This is a genomic window from Streptomyces sp. ICBB 8177 (assembly GCF_003144095.1).
Taxonomy (GTDB): Bacteria; Actinomycetota; Actinomycetes; order Streptomycetales; family Streptomycetaceae; genus Streptantibioticus_D.
In genome coordinates this window covers 332975-354421 of sequence record NZ_NSKH01000002.1, presented here as the reverse complement: position 1 = coordinate 354421, position 21447 = coordinate 332975, and the positions used below count along the sequence as shown (strand labels likewise).

Here is a 21447-nt window from a genome sequence, read left to right as displayed (position 1 = left end):
CGGCGCGCGGCGCACGAACGCGAGCCGGGTGGACCGCAGGCGGGCGGACGGCAGCCGGGCGGCACCGCCTCCCGCTCTGCCCGCCGTTGGCCGCTAGTCGCCGACGACCGGCAGCAGTTGCGGCAGGTGGCCGTCGGAGGCCAGCCCGGCGGCCCGCCGCTCCTCGGAGACCTCGCCGTACGTCGTGGTGCGCTGCCGCGCCGGGCGTCCGGCCGCCTCGGCAATGGCGACCAGGTCGCGGATCGAGCGGTACGAGCCGTAACTCGACCCGGCCATCCGGGAGATGGTCTCCTCCATCAGCGTCCCGCCCAGGTCGTTGGCGCCGGAGCGGAGCATCTCGGCGGCGCCCTCGGTGCCGAGCTTGACCCAGCTGGTCTGGATGTTGGGGATGTGCGGGTGCAGCAGCAGGCGGGCCATCGCCGTCACCGCGCGGTTGTCGCGGGTGGTCGGTCCCGGCCTGGCGATCCCGGCGAGGTAGACCGGCGCGTTGGTGTGGATGAACGGCAGGGTCACGAACTCGGTGAAACCACCTGTCCGCTGCTGGATGCGGGCGAGCAGCCGCAGGTGGCCCAGCCAGTGCCGCGGCTGGTCCACGTGGCCGTACATCATCGTGGACGAGGAGCGGATGCCCAGTTCGTGCGCGGTGGTGACGACCTCGACCCAGGTGGCGGCGGGCAGCTTGCCCTTGGTGAGGACCCAGCGCACCTCGTCGTCGAGGATCTCGGCGGCGGTGCCCGGGATGGAGTCCAGGCCCGCCTCCTTGGCGGCGGTCAGCCAGTCGCGCACCGACATGCCGGTCCGCGTCGCGCCGTTGACGACCTCCATCGGCGAGAACGCGTGCACGTGCATGCCCGGGACGCGTTCCTTGACGGCGCGGGCGATGTCGAAGTACGCGGTGCCGGGCAGGTCCGGGTGGATGCCGCCCTGCATGCACACCTCCGTCGCGCCGACCTCCCAGGCCTGCGCGGCGCGGTCGGCGACCTGGCCGATGGACAGGGTGTAGGCGTCGGCGTCGGTGCGCCGCTGGGCGAAGGCGCAGAAACGGCAGCCGGTGTAGCAGACGTTGGTGAAGTTGATGTTCCGCGTGACGATGTACGTCACGTCGTCGCCGACGGTGTCGCGGCGCACGTCGTCCGCGATGCGGCACAACGCGTCCAGCGCGGGCCCGTCCGCGTGCAGGAGGGCCAGCGCCTCGGCGTCGGTCAGCCGGGTCGGGTCGTCGGCGGCGGTGGCCAGCGCGGCGCGGACGTCCGCCTCGATGCGGTCGGGCGCGGACGCGGCCTGCTCGCGCAGGGCCTCCCAGTCGCCGTAGACCTCGTCGAAGTCCTCGCGGCGGTCGCTGGAGCGGCCCTCGGTGTCGATGGCGGTGTGCAGGTCGGTGCGGCCGCTGCCGCCCGCGGTCGCGCTGAAGGTCTCCTCCGGCTCCTGCCAGGGCAGGCCGTGCGGCACGGCGTCCTCCCTGGCCAGCCCGGTTTCCGGTTCGGCCAGGGCGTTCACGTGGGGCAGTACGCGCGGGTCGAGCCAGGGCTCGCCGCGGCGGACGAACTCCGGGTAGACGGTGAGGCGCTCGCGCATCCGGAAGCCCGACTCGGCGGTGCGGGCGCGCAGTTCGTCGATGTGCGGCCAGGGGTGCTCGGGGCTCACGTGGTCCGGGGTGACCGGTGAGACGCCGCCCCAGTCGTCGATGCCCGCCGCGATCATGCGCGCGTACTCGCCCGCGACCAGGTTGGGAGGGGCCTGGATGCGGGCGGAGGGGCCGAGGACGATCCGGGCGACGGCGATCGCGGCGACCAGGTCGTCCAGGTCCGCGTCCGGCATGCCGCGCATCGCGGTGTCCGGCTTGGCGCGGAAGTTCTGGACGATGACCTCCTGCACGCCGTGGTACTGCCGGGCGACCGAGCGGATGGCGAAGAGCGACTCGGCGCGTTCGGCGTACGTCTCACCGATGCCGATCAGGATGCCGGTGGTGAACGGCACGTTGGTGCGCCCGGCGTCCTGGAGCACCCGCAGCCGGACCGCGGGCTCCTTGTCGGGCGAGCCGTGGTGCGGGCCGCCCGGCTCGGACCACAGCCGGGTCGCGGTGGTCTCCAGCATCATGCCCATGGAACCGGCGACGGGCTTCAGCCGCTGGAAGTCCGTCCACGACAGCACACCCGGGTTGAGGTGCGGCAGCAGACCGGTCTCCTCCAGCACGCGGATCGCCATGGCCCGCACGTACGCGATCGTGTCGTCGTAACCGTGCGCGTCGAGCCATTCGCGGGCCTCGGGCCAGCGGTCCTCCGGCTTGTCGCCGAGGGTGAACAGCGCTTCCTTGCAGCCCGCTTCCGCACCGCGCCGGGCGATGTCCAGCACCTCGTCCGGGGACAGGAACATCCCGTGCCCGGCTCTGCGCAGCTTGCCGGGGGCGGTCACGAAGGTGCAGTAGTGGCACTTGTCGCGGCACAGGCGGGTGAGCGGGATGAAGACGTTGCGCGCGTACGTGATGACGCCGGGGCGGCCGGCGGCGTCCAGGCCGGCGTCCCGCACGCGCGCGGCGGCCCGGGTCAGCGCGTCGAGGTCGTCACCGCGCGCCCGCAGCAGCACCGCGGCCTCGGACACGTCCAGCGCGACCCCGGAACGCACCCGGCCCAGCGCGCGGCGCATCGCGTTGGCGGTCGGCGTCGGCTCCTCGGGCGGGCGTCCCGGCAGGCTGCTGCTGTTCATGATCCGAGCATAGAAGCGACCGCTGACAGCGGCGGAGGGGCCGCGCTGCGCGCTTCGTCACAGGTGGGAAAGGAATATTCGAGGGGTGGGGCGCCGGGGTGGGGCGCGCCGGGGTCAGGCGGGCGGGGCGGGCGCCCCGGTGGGCGGCTACAGGAACTGGGCGTACTCGTCCAGTGTCCGCAGGACCTCCTGCGTGCCGGCGGCCGGCAGGTGCAGGACGGCCTCCGTGATCCCCAGGTCGCTCAGGCGGGCGAGTTTGTCGTGGGTGGGGCGCAGGCCGTAGGGGACGACGCGGGGTTCGCCGGTGCGTCCGGCGGCCTGCCAGGCGTGGTGCAGGCGGGGGACGGACTCGTCGAGTCCGCGCCCGCCGAGGGGCAGCCAGCCGTCGGCGTGGGCGGCGATGTCGGCGAAGAGCCGGGGTCCGGCGGCGCCGCCGAGCAGCACGGGGACGGGGCGGTGCGGCTTGGGGTGGGCGTCGCTGGCGCTGACGGAGGCGAACTCACCCTCGTACGCCGTGGGTTCGGCGGCCCACAAGGCGCGCATCACGGCGAGCTTGTCGCGGACGGCGGTCCGCCTGCGCGGCCAGTCGACGCCGTGGTCGCGTGCTTCCTCCTCGTTCCACCCGAGGCCGGCGCCGAGGGTGAACCGGCCGCCGGAGAGCAGGTCGAGCGTGGCGGCCTCCTTCGCGAGCACGATGGGGTCGCGCTGCGCGACGAGGGCGACGCCGGTGCCGAGGCCGATCCGCTCGATGACGGCCGCGGCGGCGGCCAGCGCGACGAAGGGGTCGAGTGTGCGCCCGTACTCCCGGGGCAGCGGCTCTCCCATCGGCGCGGGGGTGTCGCGGCTGACGGGGATGTGCGTGTGCTCGGGCAGGTAGAGCCCGCAGAACCCGCGCTCCTCCAACTCCCGCGCGAGCCGCACGGGCCGAATGGTCTCGTCGGTCAGAAACCCGCCGACAGCGATCCGCACGAGCACCTCCGGTGAACGGGGGCCTTCCGCCTTTCCGGCGAACGGCCGGTAGTGAACAGCCTGAACGACGACGTTCCTCATCATCCCGGCGAACCCACCGGAAGGCACGCGTCCATCGAGCGCGTCGTAGGGCGGCGCGGCACCCGTGGTGGCCGGTTCGCGAGGGGCCTGTCAGCGCCCGCTCCTAGACTTTCCTGGTCTTGATCACCTGAGGGAGGGGGCCGGGATGGCGGACTTGAGGACCGAGTACGCGTCGATGGAGACGGCGGCGCGGCACATCAAGAACGGGACGAGTCATCTTCCGGCGGCGGTGACGGCGTTCCAGCGGGCGTCGGGGTCGCTGGAGGCGTTCGGGCATCTGCCGGAGGCGGGCAAGGCAAAGCGCACGGTCGGGGAGGCGATGAAGCAGCTGACGCAGATCGCCGACGGCCTGCACACCGAGTGGGGCGACGAGTCCACCGCGCTGGGCGCGATCGCCGACGTGCTGCGCAGAATCGATGCCGCACTGGCCCGGCAGGCCGGCGGCAAGGAGTAGGGCGCCGGTGGACTGGGACGACCTCAACCCCCTGCACTGGATCGACAAGCTCAACGAGCAGATAGGCCACTCCACCGCCGACGTCCTGGAGTTCATCGGCTTCACCGACCCCGCCGTAGACCCCGACGGCATCCGCCGGATCGCCGGCCACTGGAAGGCCCTGGGCGACGCGCTGGACGACGCCCACTGGTACGTCGGGCAAGCGCTCGGGGAACTGCGCTGGGAGGGGAAGTCCGCCGACGCCTTCCACACCCGCGCCAAGGACGTGCGCGACCACTGCCAGAAGGCGTCCGACGCCCTGCACCACGGGCACGACCAGCTCAACAAGTTCGCCGACCAGGCGCACGAGATGATCTCCCAGATCGGCGTGCTGTGCGCGCAGATCCTGGAGTTCGAACTCGCCGCGCTGCCCCTGTCGTTGCTGACCGGCCCCCTGTCGGAAGTGGCCTCCAACCTCGCCGCCGGGGAACGCGCCGCGAAGATCATGGCGCTGATCGCCCGCATCGCCGAAGCGATGAGGACCGTCGACCGCATCGTCGAGGGCCTCCTCGAAGCCCTCGGCGGCCTCGGCCGCGCGCTGAAGGCCCTCGCCCCGATCGCCAAGATGGCCGCCGGCGGCGCCGCGATGACGCTCGGCTACGACGCCATCGTCAACCCCGGCCGCCTCGAGCACGCCGACAGCCTGGAGCAGGACGTCGAGATCGGCGCGCTGCTCGGCATCATCGGCGGAGGCTTCGGCAAGGGCATCCAGGGACTCCTCGAAGGCCTCGGCCCGCGTCTGCTCCCCACCCTTGCCGATGCCGGTCTGCTCGGGAGCCTGGGGGAAGGCGAAGGTGCTCTGGCGCGCCTCGACGCTCTCCTGCGGAACGGTAACGAACCAGTCAAGATGGACATACGTAAGTTCGATGACGGACGTCCAGGCATGCTGATGTTCCGGCAGGGAGACAGGCTGCGTTACCGCATGAACCGCATTCCACCCAAGGACGGCGCATTCGATGTAGGAATCCACGGAGATCCCTACACCGTTGGTTACCAAGTCAAGCCAGGCGCCGCACATCTTCCTGAGAATTGGTTCCACCTCACCCACGGAGACATGGCGTCCCTCATAAAGAGGAATGGCTGGGAGCCGGGACAACCTGTCCGTCTCCTGTCCTGCTCAACCGGTAAGCTCCCTGACGGTTTCGCGCAGAACCTTGCCAACACTCTGGGCGTGCCTGTTGAAGCTCCAAATAATTTTCTATGGGTCTACCCAGGGGGTAAGATGGCCGTCGCGCCGTTCGCGGACGACGGAGTCAATATGCATCCGACCGAACGCGGCGGATTTGAAGTTTTCACTCCGGGGAAGGATTGAGTTCAGTTGCCGTCCGTTGAAGCACCTCGCCGGATTTCGGATGCACCTCGGAATATCGAGGCAACTCCGGGTTCCCTGCCGGACTCAGAGGTCGACAGGCTGTCGGGTTTCCTGGAGTCCGCCGAACCGCTGATCATCTCCCCAGGAATGGTTGCCGATCCCTTCTCCGACGACGACGACAAGATGCGGGTGAGGGTGGGTGTGGTGACCGATGGTGAATGGGTATGGCAGTTGGCGTGGGCCGACTACGTAGCCCTTCACAAAGTCGCACCGCCTCAGGATTTCATCGACCACGCAAGGGAGATGAACTTCACTTCTCCAGAGATCACGGATGATCGGCTGATGGAGATCATTGAAGTCCTGGGACTCCCGCAGCCGTTCTAGCTACTCATGGCGCCGAAAAGCTGGCGGACACCGATAAAGGGCGGGTGCTCCGTTCGGAGGTCAGGCAAGACGACTTCGCGTATCTGGTCAATGCACATGGCCAGGACCACGGGATCACCCAAGGAGGACGAACGCTGCTTCCCGCTCTGCTGGAGGCCTACCGGTCCACCGGCGAACCACCGATCGCCAAGGTGGCTCCTCTGACGACGTCGCCCCTGAAGATGTCGACTATCTGGAGCCGTTTGTTTCTCGGCATGCGAAGTTACCGCCCGGCGGCAGGTCACCGGACATGATCTCGTCCCGCAAGTCGGCGGCGACGCGCTCGTGGAGCGGGCGCGGGTCGCGTGGGTGATCGTCGGTCATGCGAGGGCCATTTCGTAACGCAGGCGCTGGCGATGGGCGGGGAAGACCATCAGGTCGACCTGGAGCGGGCCCTCGTCCGCGTCCAGGGTGCGGCGGGTCAGGGTCAGTACAGGCTGCGTCTCCGTCAGGCCGAGCGCGTCGCGTTCCTGCGCGGTCGGCATACGGGCGCTCACCTCCTCTTCCACGCGCCGCCCCGCGTGGCCGAGTTGACGCAGGAGAGCGACGGCGCCGCCGCGGATCTTCTCCTTGCGGGCCAGCGCGGTACCCGAGGCGATTCGGGAGGGGTAGTAGGTGTCGGTGAGTTCGGTGGGCACGCCATCGAGGTACATCACCCTGCGCCGGACAACCACGGCACCGTCCTCGCCCAGCAGTCGCGCCACGACAGGCGGCGCCGACACCTCCCCGGCGAACGTGATCCGCTGCGTGCCCTTCCCGCCCGACACGGCGGCCTCCTCGGCCCACGGCTCGGGTTCACCGTCCCCACGCAGCCGCACGTAAGGCGTCGAACTCCCCACCCACACACCTTCGTCCACGCGCGTCCTCCCTGCGTCTCGATTCCTGTCCGCCCACACGCTGGGCGGCGAGAACGTCCCGATGCCTGCATGCATGCCTGAGCAAGCAGTTCCCACGCCGCGAATTCTCAGTGAAGGCCGCCCGGGACTTCCCTGCTGCGGCATCGCCGGCCGGGTCGGCCTACGTGAGACGCGTCCTGGAGATCCAACTATGCGTGTCCGAACTCGCCACGAACGCCGTGCTCCATCGAGTGGCGGACCGCGACGGCGGCGGCAGCGAGCAAGCGGCGATCAACCTGGGCATCCCGCGTGTTCCACGCGCTTCGCCCGGCCGCCCGACGTCGTTGAGCGATCACCCAAGGCGCTCGCGCTCGGGGCAAAAGACGTCAGTGCTCGTCATGTCGGCGCCACTCTGCCGGACGGCCGGGCCGCCATCCTCAGGATCGGTGCGAACCGCCGGCGTCGTCACCTGCACCGGGGACGCGTCGATCGGCGCCTCGGTGGCGCGTCGTACCGTCACACCTGCTCCCCCGTCCTGGCCAGACGGCGGGGTACCAGCGCCCCGCCGAGCTTCTCCGGATTGCGTACCGCGTACATGCCGTGGATCAGGCCCTCGTCGATCTCGAAGACCAGCACCGAGTCGAGGGTGTCCGGCGTGCGCAGCAGCAGGGCGGGCATGGCGTTGCAGCTCGTCCGTTCGGCGTTCGCGCCCAGGTTGGTGGTCCGCGCGATCCCGGCGATGAAGCGCGCGACCTGCTGCCTGCCGCTGACCGGATGCAACGCGGCGGCGGCGCGGCCCCCGCCGTCCGAGATGTGCACCACGTCGGGGGCCATCAGGCTCATCAGGCCCTCGACGTCCCCCGTTCCGGCGGCGCGCAGGAAGCGGTCGACGACCTCGCGCGCCGTGGCCGGGTCGGGGCTGTAGCGCTTGCGCCGGGCCTGCACGTGGTCGCGGGCGCGGTGCGCGATCTGCCGTACCGCCGCCTGCGACTTGCCGACCATCTCGGCGACCTCGGCGTGCGGGTAGCCGAACACCTCACGCATCACGAACACCACGCGCTCGTCCGGGCCCAGTGTCTCCAGCACCAGCAGCATCGCCATGGACACCGACTCCGCGAGTTCGGCGTCCTCGCCGACGTCCGGCGCGGTGCGCACCGGTTCCGGCAGCCACTGCCCCACGTAGTCCTCGCGCCGCCGTCGGGCCGCGCGCAGGTGGTTGAGCGCCTGGCGGGTGACCGTGCGCACCAGGTAGGCGCGCGGGTGCTCGACCTGCTCACGGCGCACGGCGTGCCACCGCAGGTAGCTGTCCTGCACGACGTCCTCGGCGTCCACCGCGCTGCCCAGGATCTGGTACGCGATCGTGAACAGCAGCGGCCGGCACTCGGCGAAGTCCCGGCCGGGGCCCTCGTCGCGTCCGGCTGTCCGCTGGTCGTACTCGCTCACCGCTCACCCCGCATGGCTCGTCACCGCTGTCGCGCGCATCCGATTCAACCGCACCGCCTCGCCTACGCTGGGGAGCGTGACGCAGCGGCCGGGCGACGACGACACCATGGTCCTGCGCGGGCAACTGCCGCCCGGCGCGGAGGACTTCGTGGAGGTGCCGTTCGCCGTGCCGGACGGCGTGCGGGAGATCGCCGTGTCGTACGCGTACGAGCGGCCCGACATGCCGGACGGTACGGCGGGGAACGCCTGCGACATCGGCCTCCTCGACGCGGACGGGCGCTTCAGGGGGTGGTCGGGCGGCGCCCGCGACTCCTTCCGGGTGGGCGAGCGCGACGCCACGCCCGGCTACCTCCCCGGCCCGATCGCCCCGGGGACGTGGCGCGTCCTGCTCGGGCCCTACACCGTCGCCCCGCAGGGCCTGGCGTACGAGATCCACGTCGCCGTGCGCCACGCCCCCGCGATCGGACCCGGCCGCCTCCCCCAGCCCGCCCCCACCGCGATCGGACCTCCGGCGCCCGCCACCGGCCGGGGCCGCTCCTGGTACCGCGGCGACTGCCACCTGCACACCGTGCACTCCGACGGCTCCCGCACCCCCGCCGAGGTGGCCGCCGCCGCGCGGGCCGCCCGCCTGGACTTCATCGTCAGCACCGAGCACAACACCACCTCCGCGCACACCGCGTTCGCCGCCGAGGCCGGGGACGACCTGCTGGTCCTCACCGGTGAGGAGATCACCACCCGCAACGGCCACCTGCTCGCCCTCGGCACCGACCCGGGTACCTGGTTCGACTGGCGCTTCCGGGCGCGCGACGAGGGCGCGTTCGCCCGCACCGCGCGGGACATCCGCCGCGCCGGCGGCCTCGTCGTCCCGGCGCACCCGTACGGCCTGCACCTGGGCAGCCAGTGGAGGTTCGGCTACGAGCACGCCGACGCCGTCGAGGTCTGGAACGGCACCTGGACCCTGGACGACGAGGCGGCGCTGGCCACCTGGGACAACCTGCTGGGCCACCGCGTCCTGCCCGCCATGGGCAACTCCGACGCGCACCGCGAACCGCAGGTGGTCGGCCTTCCGCAGACGGTCGTGCTCGCCGACGCGCTGGAACGCGGCGCGATCCTGGAGGGACTGCGGGCGGGCCGCAGCTGGATCGCCGAATCGGCCGAGGTGGACGTCGCGTTCGAGGCGGTCGCGGAAGGCGGCGAGCGGGCGGGGATCGGCGGCACGCTGCCGGCCGCCCCCGGCGAGCCGGTCGTCGTCACGCTGACCGTCACCGGCGTGCCCGACCCCGTCGTGCGGATGATCACCGACGAGGGGCAGACGCACCTGGCGTTCACCGGACGCGTCGAGTGGCGCACGACGTCCGCCGCGACCGCGTACGTGCGCGCGGAGGTACGGCACGCGGGCGACGGGAGCATGGCAGCGCTGACCAACCCGATCCGGCTGGTCAACGGATCTACGGGAGGCGGACGATGAACGCGACGACGACGGTACGGGCCTTGCGCGGGCGGGAGTTGCTCGCGGCGGTGTCGCGCGACCTGACCGCGTGGCTGACCCGGCGCCCCCTGGACGCGGTCCGCCGCGGGCACACCGTCATCGGCCATTCCGGCCCCCTGCGCACGACCGTCGGCATGCTGCTCGCCACGGAGCTGCTGGCGGAAGGGCTGATGGACGCCTCGATGCTGCCGCCCTCGTGGCGCGCGTTCCACCTGTTGTGGATGGCGCTGCTGGCGGACTGCTTCCTCGCGTTCGCCGCCACCACCAAGCGCCGCCCGCACGTGCTGACGGCGACGACGCTGCGGCTGAGCGCGGGCCCGCTGGGCGAGGTGGAGGTGCCGCTGTCCGCGATCGCCGCCGTGCGAAGGGAGTTGACGTCGGCGGGCGGTCTGGGCGTCCGCGAGCTCCCGGACCGGCCCGGCTCGCTCCTGTGCACCGTCAGCGGCACCGCCGACCTCACCGTGGAACGCGAGCCCCACCTCGTCCGCCTCCCGAACGGTGAGACGCGCCGGACCACCCGCCTCCACTTCGCCGCGAACACCCCGGCGACGGCCCACCGGTTGATCGGGACGGCGGTGCGTTCGACGGAACGGTGAGGGCCGCCCCGCGGTCCGGTTGCCGAAGCCGGTCAGCGCGTCGCCGTGCCGCGCAGGCGCGTCGTGCGGTGGACCGGGTCGGTGTCGAGGGCGGGGATGACGTGCCGTCCCATGAGCCGGATCGTCGTCAGGACGTCCTCGCGCGGCAGCCCCACCGGCAGGCAGAAGGCCAACTGGTCGGCGCCCGCCGCCTCCCAGCGCTTGCACTGCGCCAGCACCTCCCCGGGGTCGCCGCAGACCAGCAGTTCCTCCGCGATGAGCAGGTCGATGACCTCCGGGGTGTAGCGCGGGAGCCGTTCGGGCCAGCGCGGGACGCCCTCGGGGCGCGGGAAGGTGTCGTGGTAGCGGAAGAGCAGCGAGTGGAGGTAGCCGAGGTCGGCGCGCACGGCCGCCTCGCGGGCCTTGGCGGAGGTCTCCGCGCAGATGGCCGTCGTGGTCACCATCACGTTGTCGTTGACGAACGCGCCGACCGGCTCCGCGTCGCGGATCGCGGTCCGGTAGGAGTCGACCGCCCACTGCATGTCGCAGACGCCCTGCACGCTGAAGCCCAGAACGCCCAGGCCCTTGCGGGCGGCCATCGCGTAGGACGACGGTGACCCGGCCGCGTACCACATCGCCGGGTGCGCGGGTCCGTACGGCTTGGGCAGCACCTTGCGGGGCGGCAGGGACCAGTGCGCGCCCTCGAAGCCCGGGTAGGTGTCGTTCAGCCACATCCTGGGGAACTGCGCGATCGTCTCCTCCCAGATCTCCCGGGTGACGTCCAGGTCCGTGGCGCCGGGCAGGAAGCCGAGGACCTCGTGACTGCCCGCGCCGCGCCCGGAGCCGAACTCGAAGCGCCCGCGCGTGAGATGGTCGAGCATGGCCACCCGTTCCGCGACCTTGACGGGGTGGTTGACCTGCGGCAGCGGGTTGAAGATGGCGGAGCCGAGGTGGATGCGTTCGGTGGCGTGCGCGAGGTAGCCGAGGAAGACGTCGTTGGCCGACAGGTGGGAGTACTCCTCCAGGAAGTGGTGCTCGCTGGCCCAGGCGTACTTGAAGCCCGCGCGATCGGCCGCGACGACGTAGTCGGCCTCCTCCAGCAGTGCGTGGTGCTCGGCCCGCGAGTCGGTCCTCGACCGCCCGGCGGGCACGTACCCCTGAACGAAGATCCCGAACTCCACGCCCCCGCCTCCCCCTTCGCGGCCCCGGACGGCTGCCGGGTGCCCAAGGCGGTCCTACCCCGGGACGGCCCGAGGCTCACCGGCTCCGGGGGCGTCGAGGCCCGCCGCGTACCGGCCGGGGGAGGCGCCGACGGCGGCGGTGAAGTCCCGTACCAGGTGGGCCTGGTCGGCGTACCCGAGGTCCGCGGCGAGCGCCGCCCAGTCCACCGCCGCGCCGCTGTCCGCCCGGGCCGCCGCCTCGTGCAGCCGCGCCCTGCGCAGCACCCACTTCGGGGGCACGCCGACGTACTCCGCGAAGAGCCGTTGCAGGCTTCGTACGGAGTGCCCGGACTCCGCGGCGAGTTGGCCGACGCGCAGCAGGGCCGGGGTGCTCGCGATCCGTTCCACGAGGGCGGCGGCCTCGCGCGCCGCCGGGTCCGGGACGGCGCCGTCCAGCACCCCGCGCAGGAAGTCCTGCGCCGCCCGCCTCATCACGGCGACGTCGCGGGCGCCGAGCACCACGCGCTCGGTACGTGTGACGGTCTCGCCGAACAGGTCGGCCGCCGGCACCCTGCGGTCCGTGAGCGCGGCCACGGGTCCGCCGAGCAGCGTGCGGAAGGCCCCGGGCCGGAACTTCACGCCGAAGACGTGCCCGGCGCCGGCGAGGTGGTGGGCGTACACGCCTCGGTTGACGCCGTGCACGGCGGTCTCGGGACGCTCGAAGACCAGGTGGACGTTGGGGTGGGACAGCACGCGCTGGTCGTGCGCCGGGCGCCCGCGCAGGTCCCAGCGCACGACCCAGTGGAACTCCACGTACGGCGCCAGGTCGTCGTCCGGCTCCTCGCGCAGCAGCTCGAAGCGCCGCGCCGCCAGGTCCGGCCGCAGCACCCCGCGCCCGATGCCGGGGGTGGTCACACTGGCAGCGTAGTGCGGTCGGCGATCGTTGTCGCGTTTGTTCAATACCGCCGCTGACCTGCGCGTTAGCGTCGTGACCATGAACGAGACGCTCTATGGGCAGATGGCCGGCGCCGCGGAACTCGCCGCTCGGACGGCGCGCGGGGTGCGCCGTGAGCAGCTGGACGACGCGACGCCGTGCGCGAAGTTCGACGTCCGCACACTGGTCAACCACTGGGTCCTGTACACCTCGCACGGCCTGGAGCACCGGGCTCGCCGCGAGCCGTTGCCGCCCGCTCTGACCGAACGCGACTTCACCGCCGATCCGCAGTGGGCGCACGCCTACGCGGACCAGCTGGAGCGCGCGGTGGCGGCGTGGGCGGACCCTCGGGCGTGGCACGGGGAGGTGGACCTCGGCGGCGGGACGGCGATGCCGGCCGAGGCGGTCTTCTCGATGGTCCTCAAGGAGCTGGTCGTCCACGGCTGGGACGTGGCCCGCGCGACCGGGCAGGACTTCCCCTGCCCGTCGTCCACGGCGACGACGGTGCTCGCGGTGGTCGAGGAGTACGCGCCGGTCTACCGCGAGTACGACGGTTTCGCGGACCCGGTGGGCGTTCCTGGCGGGGCGTCCGCGTTCGACCGGGCACTCGGGCTCTCGGGCCGCGACCCGGGCTGGACTCCGCCGCGGGCCGGCGGCGTGGCGTAACGCCGGCCGGCGGCGTCAGGGCGGCGCGGCGTTACGACGCGGGCCGACGGGTGGCGTAACGCTTCTGCTGCTCCCGTACGCCCTCGGCGTGCGCCCGCCTCGGCGCCTGGTTCAAGCCAAATGCGAGCCGGCGATGAACCACGGCGCGCCCTCCGCGTCCCGCACGGGGGCCTCACTCGGACCCGTGCGGGCCCCGCGTCTCCCACACGACGCGGCCCTCGTGGACCGGGAGCAGCAGCCGCCAGACCGCGTCGTCCACGCCGTGGACCGACGCGATCCAGCCCACCTCCTCGTCCTTGACGCCGATCCGGCACGCGTCCTGGAGTTCGCTGAGCACGTGCAGCAGGTCGCCGTGGCTGAACGCGGGCTCCATGCGGCCCGCGGAGGCCTCGCCCGGCGCGCCGGGCACGTAGCGGCGGTAGGCGTCGGCGCCGCGCAGTATCCCCACCGGCCGCCAGCGGTCGGCGAGTTGGAGGACAGGACGGCCGCCGACCATCGTGCCGTCCGCCTCCAGCACCGGCACCCGGTCCCGGTCCACCGGCAGCGCCGACCAGCCGTCCGACGCGGTCAGCACGGCGGCCGGAGCGACGAGTTCGACCGCCGCCGCGACCCCGTCGGCGCAGCGGCCCTCGCCCAGCGCGTAGGGCACCGCGACCATCCCCGCGTACAGGCACCCGTAGAAGGCGCCCGCGAAGTCCGGTCCCGGCGGGTAGGCCAGCAGCACCCGGCTGCCGGGCGGCAGCGCGCCGCCGAGCCGGGCGGCCACCGCGCGGGCGCGGCGGTCGAGTTCGGCGTAGCTGCACGCGGCGGTCGCCGCGAACGGGGCACCGGGCAGTGCCCCGTAGGGCACCGCGAAGGGCGCCTCGGCGGCGCGCCTGCGCAGCATCCTGCCCGGGGTCATGACCGCTCGCATCCTCGCCGGGTCCGGCACCTGGACGCTGTCCCACGCCATCGGCACCGACCTCTCCGGCGGTGTACACCAAGAGCACATGACAGGTCCGACACTCCTTTCCCCCACCGGTCTCACACACGGAACGTGGCGTTCCGATCAATTCGCGCTGATTGGCGTACAACCGCCCGCCAGGAGGTGACCGCGCCCGGTACGACAGGGCAAACTGGCCGTCACGCGGCTGCGCTCATCACACCTGTCAGATGGTCCCGGTTCGCGATGAACGATCGATATACACGGTCGGCAGCGCGCGACCGGCCGGTGGGAAACGGAGTTCGTCATGGATGGCGGAACGGCGCCGGGACTGCGCTTCGCGCTCCTCGGCCCGGTACGGGCATGGCGGGGCGACGAGCCGCTGCCCGCGGGCTCGCCGCAGCAGCGTGCCCTGCTCGCCGCACTCCTGCTGCGCGGTGGCCGCACCGCGACCGCCGACGAGCTGATCGACGCGCTGTGGGGGGAGGCGCCCCCGGACAGCGCGCTGGCCGCGCTGCGCACCTACGCGTTCCGGCTGCGCAAGGTGCTCGGTGCGAACGCCCTCACCTCCGAGTCCGGCGGATACGCCCTGCGCACCGGCCCGGACACGCTCGACGTCACGCGGGCCGAGGAGTACGCCGTCGAGGCCGAGAAGGCCCGAGCCCGCGGGGAGGCCGCCCGCGCCCGCGAACTGCTGGCCCTGGCACTGGACTTGTGGGACGGCGAGCCGCTGGCCGGACTGCCCGGGCCGTACGCGGAGGCGCACCGCACCCGGCTGTCGGAACGGCGGCTGGCGCTGCTGGAGACCCGCCTCGAACTCGACCTGGAACTCGGCGGCCACACCGACGCGGTCTCGGTACTGACCACGCTGTCCGCCGAACACCCCCTGCGGGAGAGGCTGCGCGCCCTGCTGATGCTGGCCCTCTACCGCAGCGGCCGGCAGGCGGAGGCGCTCGGCGTCTACGCCGACACCCGCAGGCTGCTCGCCGAGGAACTGGGCGTCGACCCGTGTGCGGAGCTGAACGAGCTGCACCAGCGCATCCTGCGCGCCGATCCCGACCTGGCGGCGCAGCCCCCCGGCACCGAGGACGCCCCGGCCGCGGGGTCCGCGGTACGGCCCGCCCAACTCCCGGCCGCAGTCGTCGACTTCACCGGCAGGGATGCCTTCGTCGACGAGCTGGTGGAGGAGTTGTCGACGGCCGATTCGGGTGTCATGGCCCTGTCCGCGGTGGCGGGCATCGGCGGCGTCGGCAAGACCACGCTCGCCGTCCACGTCGCCCACGCGGCCCGCGACGCCTTCCCCGACGGGCAGTTGTACGTGGACCTGCAGGGCCAGGACGCCCGGCCGTCCGAGCCGGAGACGGTGCTCGCCTCGTTCCTGCGGGCGTTGGGCACACCGGACGCCGCGATCCCGGAAGGCCTGGAGGACCGCGCCGCGCTCTACCGCTCCGTGCTGGACGGCCGCCGGGTGCTCGCGCTGCTGGACAACGCGCACGACGCCGCGCAGGTGCGGCCGCTGCTGCCCGGCACGCCCGGCTGCGCGGCGCTGATCACCTCGCGGGTGCGGATGGTGGACCTCGCGGGGGCGCACCTGGTGGACCTGGACGTGATGAGCCCGGAGGAGGCGCTCCAGCTCTTCACGAAGATCGTGGGCCCGGAAAGGGTGCTGACGGAGCGCCAGGCCGCGCTGGACGTGGTGGCCGCGTGCGGCTTCCTGCCGCTGGCGATCCGCATCGCCGCCTCCCGGCTGGCGACCCGGCGCACCTGGACGGTCTCCGTGCTGGCCCGCAAGCTCAGCGACAGCAGGCGCCGCCTGGACGAACTGAAGGCGGGCGACCTCGCCGTCAAGGCGACGTTCGAACTCGGTTACGGCCAGCTCGCCGGCCACCAGGCCCGCGCGTTCCGCCTGCTGGCGCTCCCCGAGGGCCCCGACATCTCGCTGGAGGCGGCGGCGGCCGTGCTGGACATGGACGCCTACGAGGCGGAGGAACTGCTGGAGACGCTGGTCGACATCAGCCTCCTGGAATCCGCCGCCCCCGCCCGCTACCGCTACCACGACCTGCTGCGCCTGTACGCCCGCGACCGAGCGGAGCAGGACGAGACCCCGCAGGACCGCCGGGCGGCGCTGTCGCGGTTGCTCGACTTCTACCTGGCGACGGCGGCGGGCGCCTACGAGTTGGAGAACCCGGGCGACCGCGTCCTGTCGCACATGGCTCCCACCTCGCGTTCCGGCCTGGCCTTCTCCTCCCGCGCCGAAGGCCTGGAGTGGCTGTTCTCCGAGGCGTCCTGCGTGCTGGCGACGGTCCGGCAGGCGGCCGAGGACGCCGCGGACGGCGATCACCACCGGCGAGCGGTCGACCTGCTCTTCGTCGCCCAGGACCTGATGGAGTCCGGCGTACACGCGCGCGCGTACGAGCAGTGCGCCCGGTCCATGGCGGCCGTCTCCGCCCAGCAGGGCGACGCGCTGGTCGAGGGGCGGGCCCGGGTCCTGCTCGGCCGCATCCTGAGCTGGTCCAGCAGCCGCTGGGGCGAGGCGGACATCGAGGCGCAGCGCGCCCAGTTGCTCGGGCTGTCCGCGCAGGACCTGCTGACGTGCAGCTACGCGCCGAACCTGCGCGGTCTGATCGCGCGCGACCAACAGCGCTTCCAGGACGCCGAGGCGTACTACCAACTGGCCCGCGAGTCCTTCCGCGACGACGCGAACCTGCACGGGGAGGCGTCGGTCCTGGCCAACCTCGCCCGTATCCGGATCGGGCTCGGCGAGACCGCGCTCGCGGTGGCGGCGGGCGAGCAGGCGGTCGCGTTGCAGCGCAGGCTGGAGACCGGCTTCCGGCTCGGCTGCGCGCAGTACTCGCTGGCCATCGCGCTGGCGGAGGACGGGCAGCTCGACGCCGCCCTCGGCCAACTCACCGACGCGCTGGCGCAGTTCCGCGAGTCGCGGCAGCCGGTGTGGGAGGGGCTGACCCTCTTCCGGATGGCCGAGGTGCACGTCGCCACCGGCCGCCACCGCCAGGCCGCCTCCCTCGCCGACCAGGCGCTGGCCCTGGTGAACGACAACGCGGGCGAGAACCGCAAGGCGGGCATCCTCACCGCGCTCGGCAAGGCGCTGAACGGCATCGGACAGGTCGACCGGGCCCGCGCCTGCTGGCGCGACGCGCTGGCCGCGTACACCGCGCTGGGCGCCAAGGAGTCCGAGCAGGTGCGGGCCCTGCTGGGCGAACAGCAGCCCGCGGTCCCACCGGTGGCCGTCCAGTACGCTCGCTGAGCCGCCGGGATCCGCACGCCGACCGTTCGGGACCCCGGGGCGAACGGCAGGTCAAAGGGCTCGCCGAGCTCGTTTATCGGTTGATTATCGACCGCTGCCAGGATTCCATCACATCGCACCGCGTGCCCCGCCTGGTGACGCACGGGGGTCGCCACCAGGCGGGTGCGCAGGCGAAGAACAACCCAACGGGAGGAACCCATGACGAACAACGTTCCCGGCCCGGGGCAGGCCGTCCGCCCGGACGCCGCCCTCACGCCGAACGCGGAGGTCGAGGAGCCCCGGCAGGCCGAGGAGCAGGCTCTGGCGGTGAGCGGCGAGGCCACCCAGGTTCCGTCCGGCGCCAAGCCGATCATCAAGCCGGACAACTGGGTCAACCCCTGATCGTCTCCTCCCACTTGGGTACGGGGGATTTTCACGGGGGAAGCACGGGGGAACACGGGGGTCCGGGCGACCGGATGAGGAACGGGGCCCCGGCGCGGAGAGGACCAACGGGGTCCGCGCCGGGGGAACCACGGGGGAACGGGCCCACGCTTGGACGCGGGCCCACGGGGGCGTACGAGCCGGTGAAGCGGGTCACGAGGGGTGGAGTTGCACGGGGGAATCGTGACCACGGGGGATCACCGGGCGAACGGCTCACGGGGGAAGCAGGAAACACGGGGGATGCCGCCCCGGCGTGAGTCGACGCCGGGGCAGGCGCAGGGGGAGAGCATGCGGCCGGCCGCGGCGCGGAGGGGGCGCCGTGGCCGGTTTCCTGCCATGCGCCTCGATCACATCAACCACTCGGGAACTGGAGCATCCACATGAGCCTCATACGCAGAGCCGCCCTCGTGGTGGCCGGGACCGCGGCCATCGTCGGCGCCGTCGTGCTGCCGGCGTCGGCGGCGAACGCGGCCACGCCGGACAACTGGGTCAGCCCCGCCCACGTCCAGCCGGCGAACTGGGTCAGCCCCTGACCCCAGTCGAGCGGGGTGGCGACGGCACCGGGGGGTCCGTCGCCACCCCTTTTGCATGCCCGCTTCCTTCATGCGCGCGAAGCCGCGCCGCGTTCGATCCGCGTCAGGCCGGAGGCCCGACGACAGCCGGTGGTGCTGTGGTCGGGCCTCCGGCCTGCTGCGGGTACGGATGCTCGGGTCAGGCTTCCTGCCTGCGGGACCCCGTGCCCTTTCCGGCGTCCAGTGCGTACACGCAGCGGTCCTTGCTGCACGCGTACACCACGCCGTCCCGCACGACCGGTGCTCCGGTGATCTCGCCGCCGGTCTCCAGCTTCCAGCGCAGTTGGCCGCTGATCGCGTCCACCGTGTAGAGGCAGTGGTCCATCGAGCCGAAGTGCAGCCGGCCTTCCGCCGCGACCGGTGCGCCGACCACCTCGCCCTGCGTCGGGAAGCGCCACTTGGGCGTCCCCGCCGCCGCGTCCAGGGTGTAGAGCGCGCTGCCACTGCCGAGGTGGACCAGGCCGTCCGTGACCAGCAACGGCTCGGCGGACTGCCGGGCCTCGGTGGCGACCCGCCAGCGCTCGGCACCGCCGCGGGCGTCCAGCGCGTAGACGGTGCCGAGGTAGTCGACCGCGTACACGCCACCCGCGGCGTACGCGGGGGGCGCGAAGAGGACCGCGGGCGCGTCGAAGCGCCAGTGCTCGGCGCCGTCCGCGACGCCGAGCGCCAGCACCCGGCTGCCCACCGTCGCGTGAACCCGCCCGTCGGCGACCTCGGGCCGCACCGGCATCGTTCCGGCCGCCTCCTCGCCCAGCGGGTGCGACCAGCGCTCCGCGCCGGAGCGGGCGTCGAGCGCGAACAGCCGCCCACCGCCCCGGTAGTAGACGACGCCGTCGACCAGGGCCGGGCCCGCGTCCGGTGACTCGTAGTCGGTCTGCGCGTCGGAACGCTCCCACCGCGGCTCGCCGGTGGCCGCGTCCCAGGCCCGCACCCCGCCGCCGCGCACTCCGGTGACCACCACGCCCGCGCCCGCCCGCAGCGCGTACACCCAGCCGTCCACCGCGGTACGCCACAACTCACCGCCGTCGGCGGCGCCCAGCGCGTACAGGCTCGGCCCGTCCGAGGCGAGGATGCGGCCGTCCTCGACGCTCATCGTCCACGCGACGTCACGGGTCTTGAACTGCCGCTGCCCGGTGGCCACATCGAGCGCGTGCACCTCGAACGACGTGACGTAGAGCCGGTCGGCGGCGACGGCCGGGGTGCCCCACACGTCGTTCGACATCCGGAAGCGCCAGGGACGCCAGCGGACGTCGCGGTGGTGCGGCTCCGGCTGCTGGGCGGGGAGGGGGGCGCGGTGCGGGGGTGTCGCAGGGCGGCCGTTGTGCGCGGCGGCGCCGCCGTCGGCAAGCCGCGCCGGGGCGTCGGCTCCGGCGTCGTCGCGGGCGGGGGCGTTCGTGGGCGCGGGGCCGTGCCCTCGGGCGGACCAGTCGATCGCGGGCCCGGCGCCGGCTGCCGCGCCCCGCGGATCCTTGGCGTCCGCCACGCGCGGTCCCGGCCCTATCGGCACGTTCCCCGCGAGCTTGACCGATCCGCCGTCGCCACCGGCGCCCACCAGGTCGCCTCGGGCGGGCGGTTGCGCGGGCATGGGGGGCGCGGAGTGCGGCGCGGGCCCGGGGGGAGCGCCGACGGCCGGGCCGCGTGGCGGCGCCGAGGCCCGAGCGGGCGCTCCGGCCGCCGCCGCCGCTGCCGCCGCGGCGGCACTGCGACGACCGCTGCGCTGCTCGATCATCGCGACCGCGTGCGGGGGCAGCCAGGCGGAGACCGTCCCCCCGTCGTCCGCGGAGGAGAACAGGTGCGGCGCCAACTGGGCCTGTAGATCAGCCGGACTGGGCCGGTGCCCGGCCTCCATCCGCATGCACGACTCGATCAACGGCCGCAACTCGTCCGGCAGTCCGGTCAGATCGGGCCCCTCGCGCAACAGCATGAAGACGGTCTCGACCGGATTGGCGCCCCGGAACGGCGCGTGCCCCGTCGCCGCGAACACCAGCGTCGACCCCAGCGAGAAGATGTCGCTCGCCCCGGTGACGCTGCGCGAGTCCTTCGCCTGCTCCGGCGACATGTAAGCGGGCGTGCCCACGGCGACGTTGGTCATCGTCAGCCGGGTGTTGGACACCCCGCTCGCGATACCGAAGTCGATCACCCGGGGTCCGTCCTCGACCACCAGCACGTTGGACGGCTTGAGGTCGCGGTGGACCAGCCCCGCGCCATGGATGGACTGCAACGCCTCGGCGATCCCGGCGGCCAGCCAGCGCACCGCCTGCGCGGGCAGCGGCCCCGACTCGTTGATTATCTCCTCGAGCGAGGGGGCCGGGACGTAGGCGGTCGCCAGCCACGGCACCGCGGCCCGCGGGTCGGCGTCGACCACCGCGGCGGTGTAGAAGCCGCTGACCGCCCGCGCCGCCTCGACCTCGCGCGTGAAACGGACCCGGAACAGCTGGTCCTCCGCCAGCTCGGCACGCACCGTCTTGATCGCCACGCGCCGGCCGGACGCCGAGCGGGCGAGATAGACCAAGCCCATGCCGCCGGCGCCGAGCCGCCCGAGGACCTCGAAAGGACCGATCCGTCTCGGGTCGTGCTGCGTCAGCTGCTCCACCACTGCCCTGCCACCTCCCCGTCCCCCGAATTCTTGCAGCCTCGGGCGACCACTCACCGCCGACCGTCCCGGGGTCGGCTGCTGATTCTTCCTGGGATACGTCCCCGTTGCGAACCTGGGGCGCGCGCCCGTGCGGCGCACCCCGCCCCCGTCCACCCCATGCCCCCAAGGACCCGCAGGTCAGACCACATCCGGGCACTTCGGCGCAGCCCGCCCTTACACCGAAGACGGCGAGTCGACCTACAGAAGGAGGGAAAGGGGCTGTTATGCGGGATTGTCGGTTTAGTTGGCATATGTCGGCGGGCGGGACGTGGGGCGACGGGGTGGTGGACGGTGGTTGTGGGGGCGGCGAGCCGGTGGGCGGTGAGCCCGGAGGGCGGTGAGCCCGGAGGGCGGTGAGCCGGTAGGCGGTGAGCCCGGAGGGCGGTGAGCCCGGAGGGCGGTGAGCCGGTAGGCGGTGAGCCGGTAGGCGGTGAGCCGGTAGGCGGTGAGCCGGTAGGCGGTGAGCCCGGAGGGCGGTGAGCCGGTAGGCGGTGAGCCGGTAGGCGGTGAGCCCGTAGGCGGTGAGCCGGTGAGGCCGGGCCAATGCAC

At 72.9% G+C, this 21447-nt stretch carries 17 protein-coding genes; 9 read left to right on the top strand and 8 right to left on the bottom strand.

The features are described from left to right. Positions 1 to 93: 93 nt before the first annotated feature. Positions 94 to 2703: a bifunctional FO biosynthesis protein CofGH gene (locus CK485_RS01970; protein WP_109446142.1), complete on the bottom strand. Its 2610-nt coding sequence runs from the start codon at positions 2701 to 2703 to the stop codon at positions 94 to 96. A gap of 147 nt (positions 2704 to 2850) precedes the next feature. Next, a complete protein-coding gene (locus tag CK485_RS01965) occupies positions 2851 to 3672 on the bottom strand; it encodes a TIGR03619 family F420-dependent LLM class oxidoreductase (protein WP_109446563.1) in 822 nt (273 codons plus the stop codon). Positions 3673 to 3898: 226 nt separating this feature from the next. Between CK485_RS01965 and CK485_RS01960 the strand changes: the two genes are divergently transcribed. The 3 genes from CK485_RS01960 to CK485_RS01950 are packed head-to-tail and all read left to right on the top strand — an operon-like array spanning position 3899 to position 5942. Beyond that, positions 3899 to 4207, top strand: coding sequence for a hypothetical protein (locus tag CK485_RS01960; protein ID WP_109446140.1), 309 nt, complete (start codon positions 3899 to 3901; stop codon positions 4205 to 4207). Positions 4208 to 4214: 7 nt separating this feature from the next. Further along, the gene (locus CK485_RS29320) at positions 4215 to 5558 is read left to right on the top strand and encodes a hypothetical protein (protein WP_241968066.1); all 1344 of its coding nucleotides are present in this window, start codon (positions 4215 to 4217) and stop codon (positions 5556 to 5558) included. A 6-nt stretch (positions 5559 to 5564) separates the two neighbouring features. Beyond that, positions 5565 to 5942, top strand: coding sequence for a hypothetical protein (locus tag CK485_RS01950; protein ID WP_109446138.1), 378 nt, complete (start codon positions 5565 to 5567; stop codon positions 5940 to 5942). Positions 5943 to 6301: 359 nt separating this feature from the next. Here the strand turns inward: CK485_RS01950 and CK485_RS01940 are convergent, their stop codons facing one another. After that, entirely contained in the window at positions 6302 to 6838 is a 537-nt protein-coding gene (locus CK485_RS01940) for a UTRA domain-containing protein (protein ID WP_109446136.1), read from the bottom strand. A 495-nt stretch (positions 6839 to 7333) separates the two neighbouring features. Beyond that, on the bottom strand, positions 7334 to 8260 hold the full coding sequence (locus CK485_RS01935) for an RNA polymerase sigma-70 factor (protein ID WP_109446134.1): 927 nt from the start codon (positions 8258 to 8260) through the stop codon (positions 7334 to 7336). Between the two features lie 106 nt (positions 8261 to 8366). Between CK485_RS01935 and CK485_RS01930 the strand changes: the two genes are divergently transcribed. After that, on the top strand, positions 8367 to 9728 hold the full coding sequence (locus CK485_RS01930) for a CehA/McbA family metallohydrolase (RefSeq protein ID WP_199239209.1): 1362 nt from the start codon (positions 8367 to 8369) through the stop codon (positions 9726 to 9728). Further along, entirely contained in the window at positions 9725 to 10345 is a 621-nt protein-coding gene (locus CK485_RS01925) for a hypothetical protein (RefSeq protein WP_109446132.1), read from the top strand. The genes CK485_RS01930 and CK485_RS01925 overlap by 4 nt, the downstream gene beginning before the upstream one ends. 32 nt (positions 10346 to 10377) lie before the next feature. On the opposite strand, the gene CK485_RS01920 is transcribed toward CK485_RS01925, so the two are convergent. Further along, positions 10378 to 11505: an LLM class flavin-dependent oxidoreductase gene (locus CK485_RS01920; protein WP_109446130.1), complete on the bottom strand. Its 1128-nt coding sequence runs from the start codon at positions 11503 to 11505 to the stop codon at positions 10378 to 10380. A gap of 54 nt (positions 11506 to 11559) precedes the next feature. After that, a complete protein-coding gene (locus tag CK485_RS01915) occupies positions 11560 to 12399 on the bottom strand; it encodes a helix-turn-helix domain-containing protein (RefSeq protein WP_241968065.1) in 840 nt (279 codons plus the stop codon). A gap of 79 nt (positions 12400 to 12478) precedes the next feature. Here CK485_RS01915 and CK485_RS01910 point away from each other — a divergent pair, with 79 nt between their 5' ends. Beyond that, a complete protein-coding gene (locus CK485_RS01910; protein ID WP_109446126.1) occupies positions 12479 to 13084 on the top strand; it encodes a TIGR03086 family metal-binding protein in 606 nt (201 codons plus the stop codon). Between the two features lie 172 nt (positions 13085 to 13256). Here the strand turns inward: CK485_RS01910 and CK485_RS01905 are convergent, their stop codons facing one another. Beyond that, positions 13257 to 13985 (bottom strand): AMP-binding protein, encoded by a 729-nt coding sequence (locus CK485_RS01905; protein ID WP_241968064.1) that lies wholly within the window; start codon positions 13983 to 13985, stop codon positions 13257 to 13259. Positions 13986 to 14313: 328 nt separating this feature from the next. Here CK485_RS01905 and CK485_RS01900 point away from each other — a divergent pair, with 328 nt between their 5' ends. The 3 genes from CK485_RS01900 (at position 14314) to CK485_RS28935 (ending at position 18224) form a co-directional block, all read left to right on the top strand. Further along, the gene (locus tag CK485_RS01900; protein WP_109446122.1) at positions 14314 to 17271 is read left to right on the top strand and encodes a BTAD domain-containing putative transcriptional regulator; all 2958 of its coding nucleotides are present in this window, start codon (positions 14314 to 14316) and stop codon (positions 17269 to 17271) included. A gap of 198 nt (positions 17272 to 17469) precedes the next feature. After that, the gene (locus tag CK485_RS01895; protein ID WP_109446120.1) at positions 17470 to 17652 is read left to right on the top strand and encodes a hypothetical protein; all 183 of its coding nucleotides are present in this window, start codon (positions 17470 to 17472) and stop codon (positions 17650 to 17652) included. Between the two features lie 419 nt (positions 17653 to 18071). Beyond that, a complete protein-coding gene (locus CK485_RS28935) occupies positions 18072 to 18224 on the top strand; it encodes a hypothetical protein (protein WP_199239200.1) in 153 nt (50 codons plus the stop codon). A gap of 178 nt (positions 18225 to 18402) precedes the next feature. Here the strand turns inward: CK485_RS28935 and CK485_RS01890 are convergent, their stop codons facing one another. Further along, a complete protein-coding gene (locus CK485_RS01890) occupies positions 18403 to 20859 on the bottom strand; it encodes a serine/threonine-protein kinase (RefSeq protein WP_109446118.1) in 2457 nt (818 codons plus the stop codon). Positions 20860 to 21447: the final 588 nt, after the last annotated feature.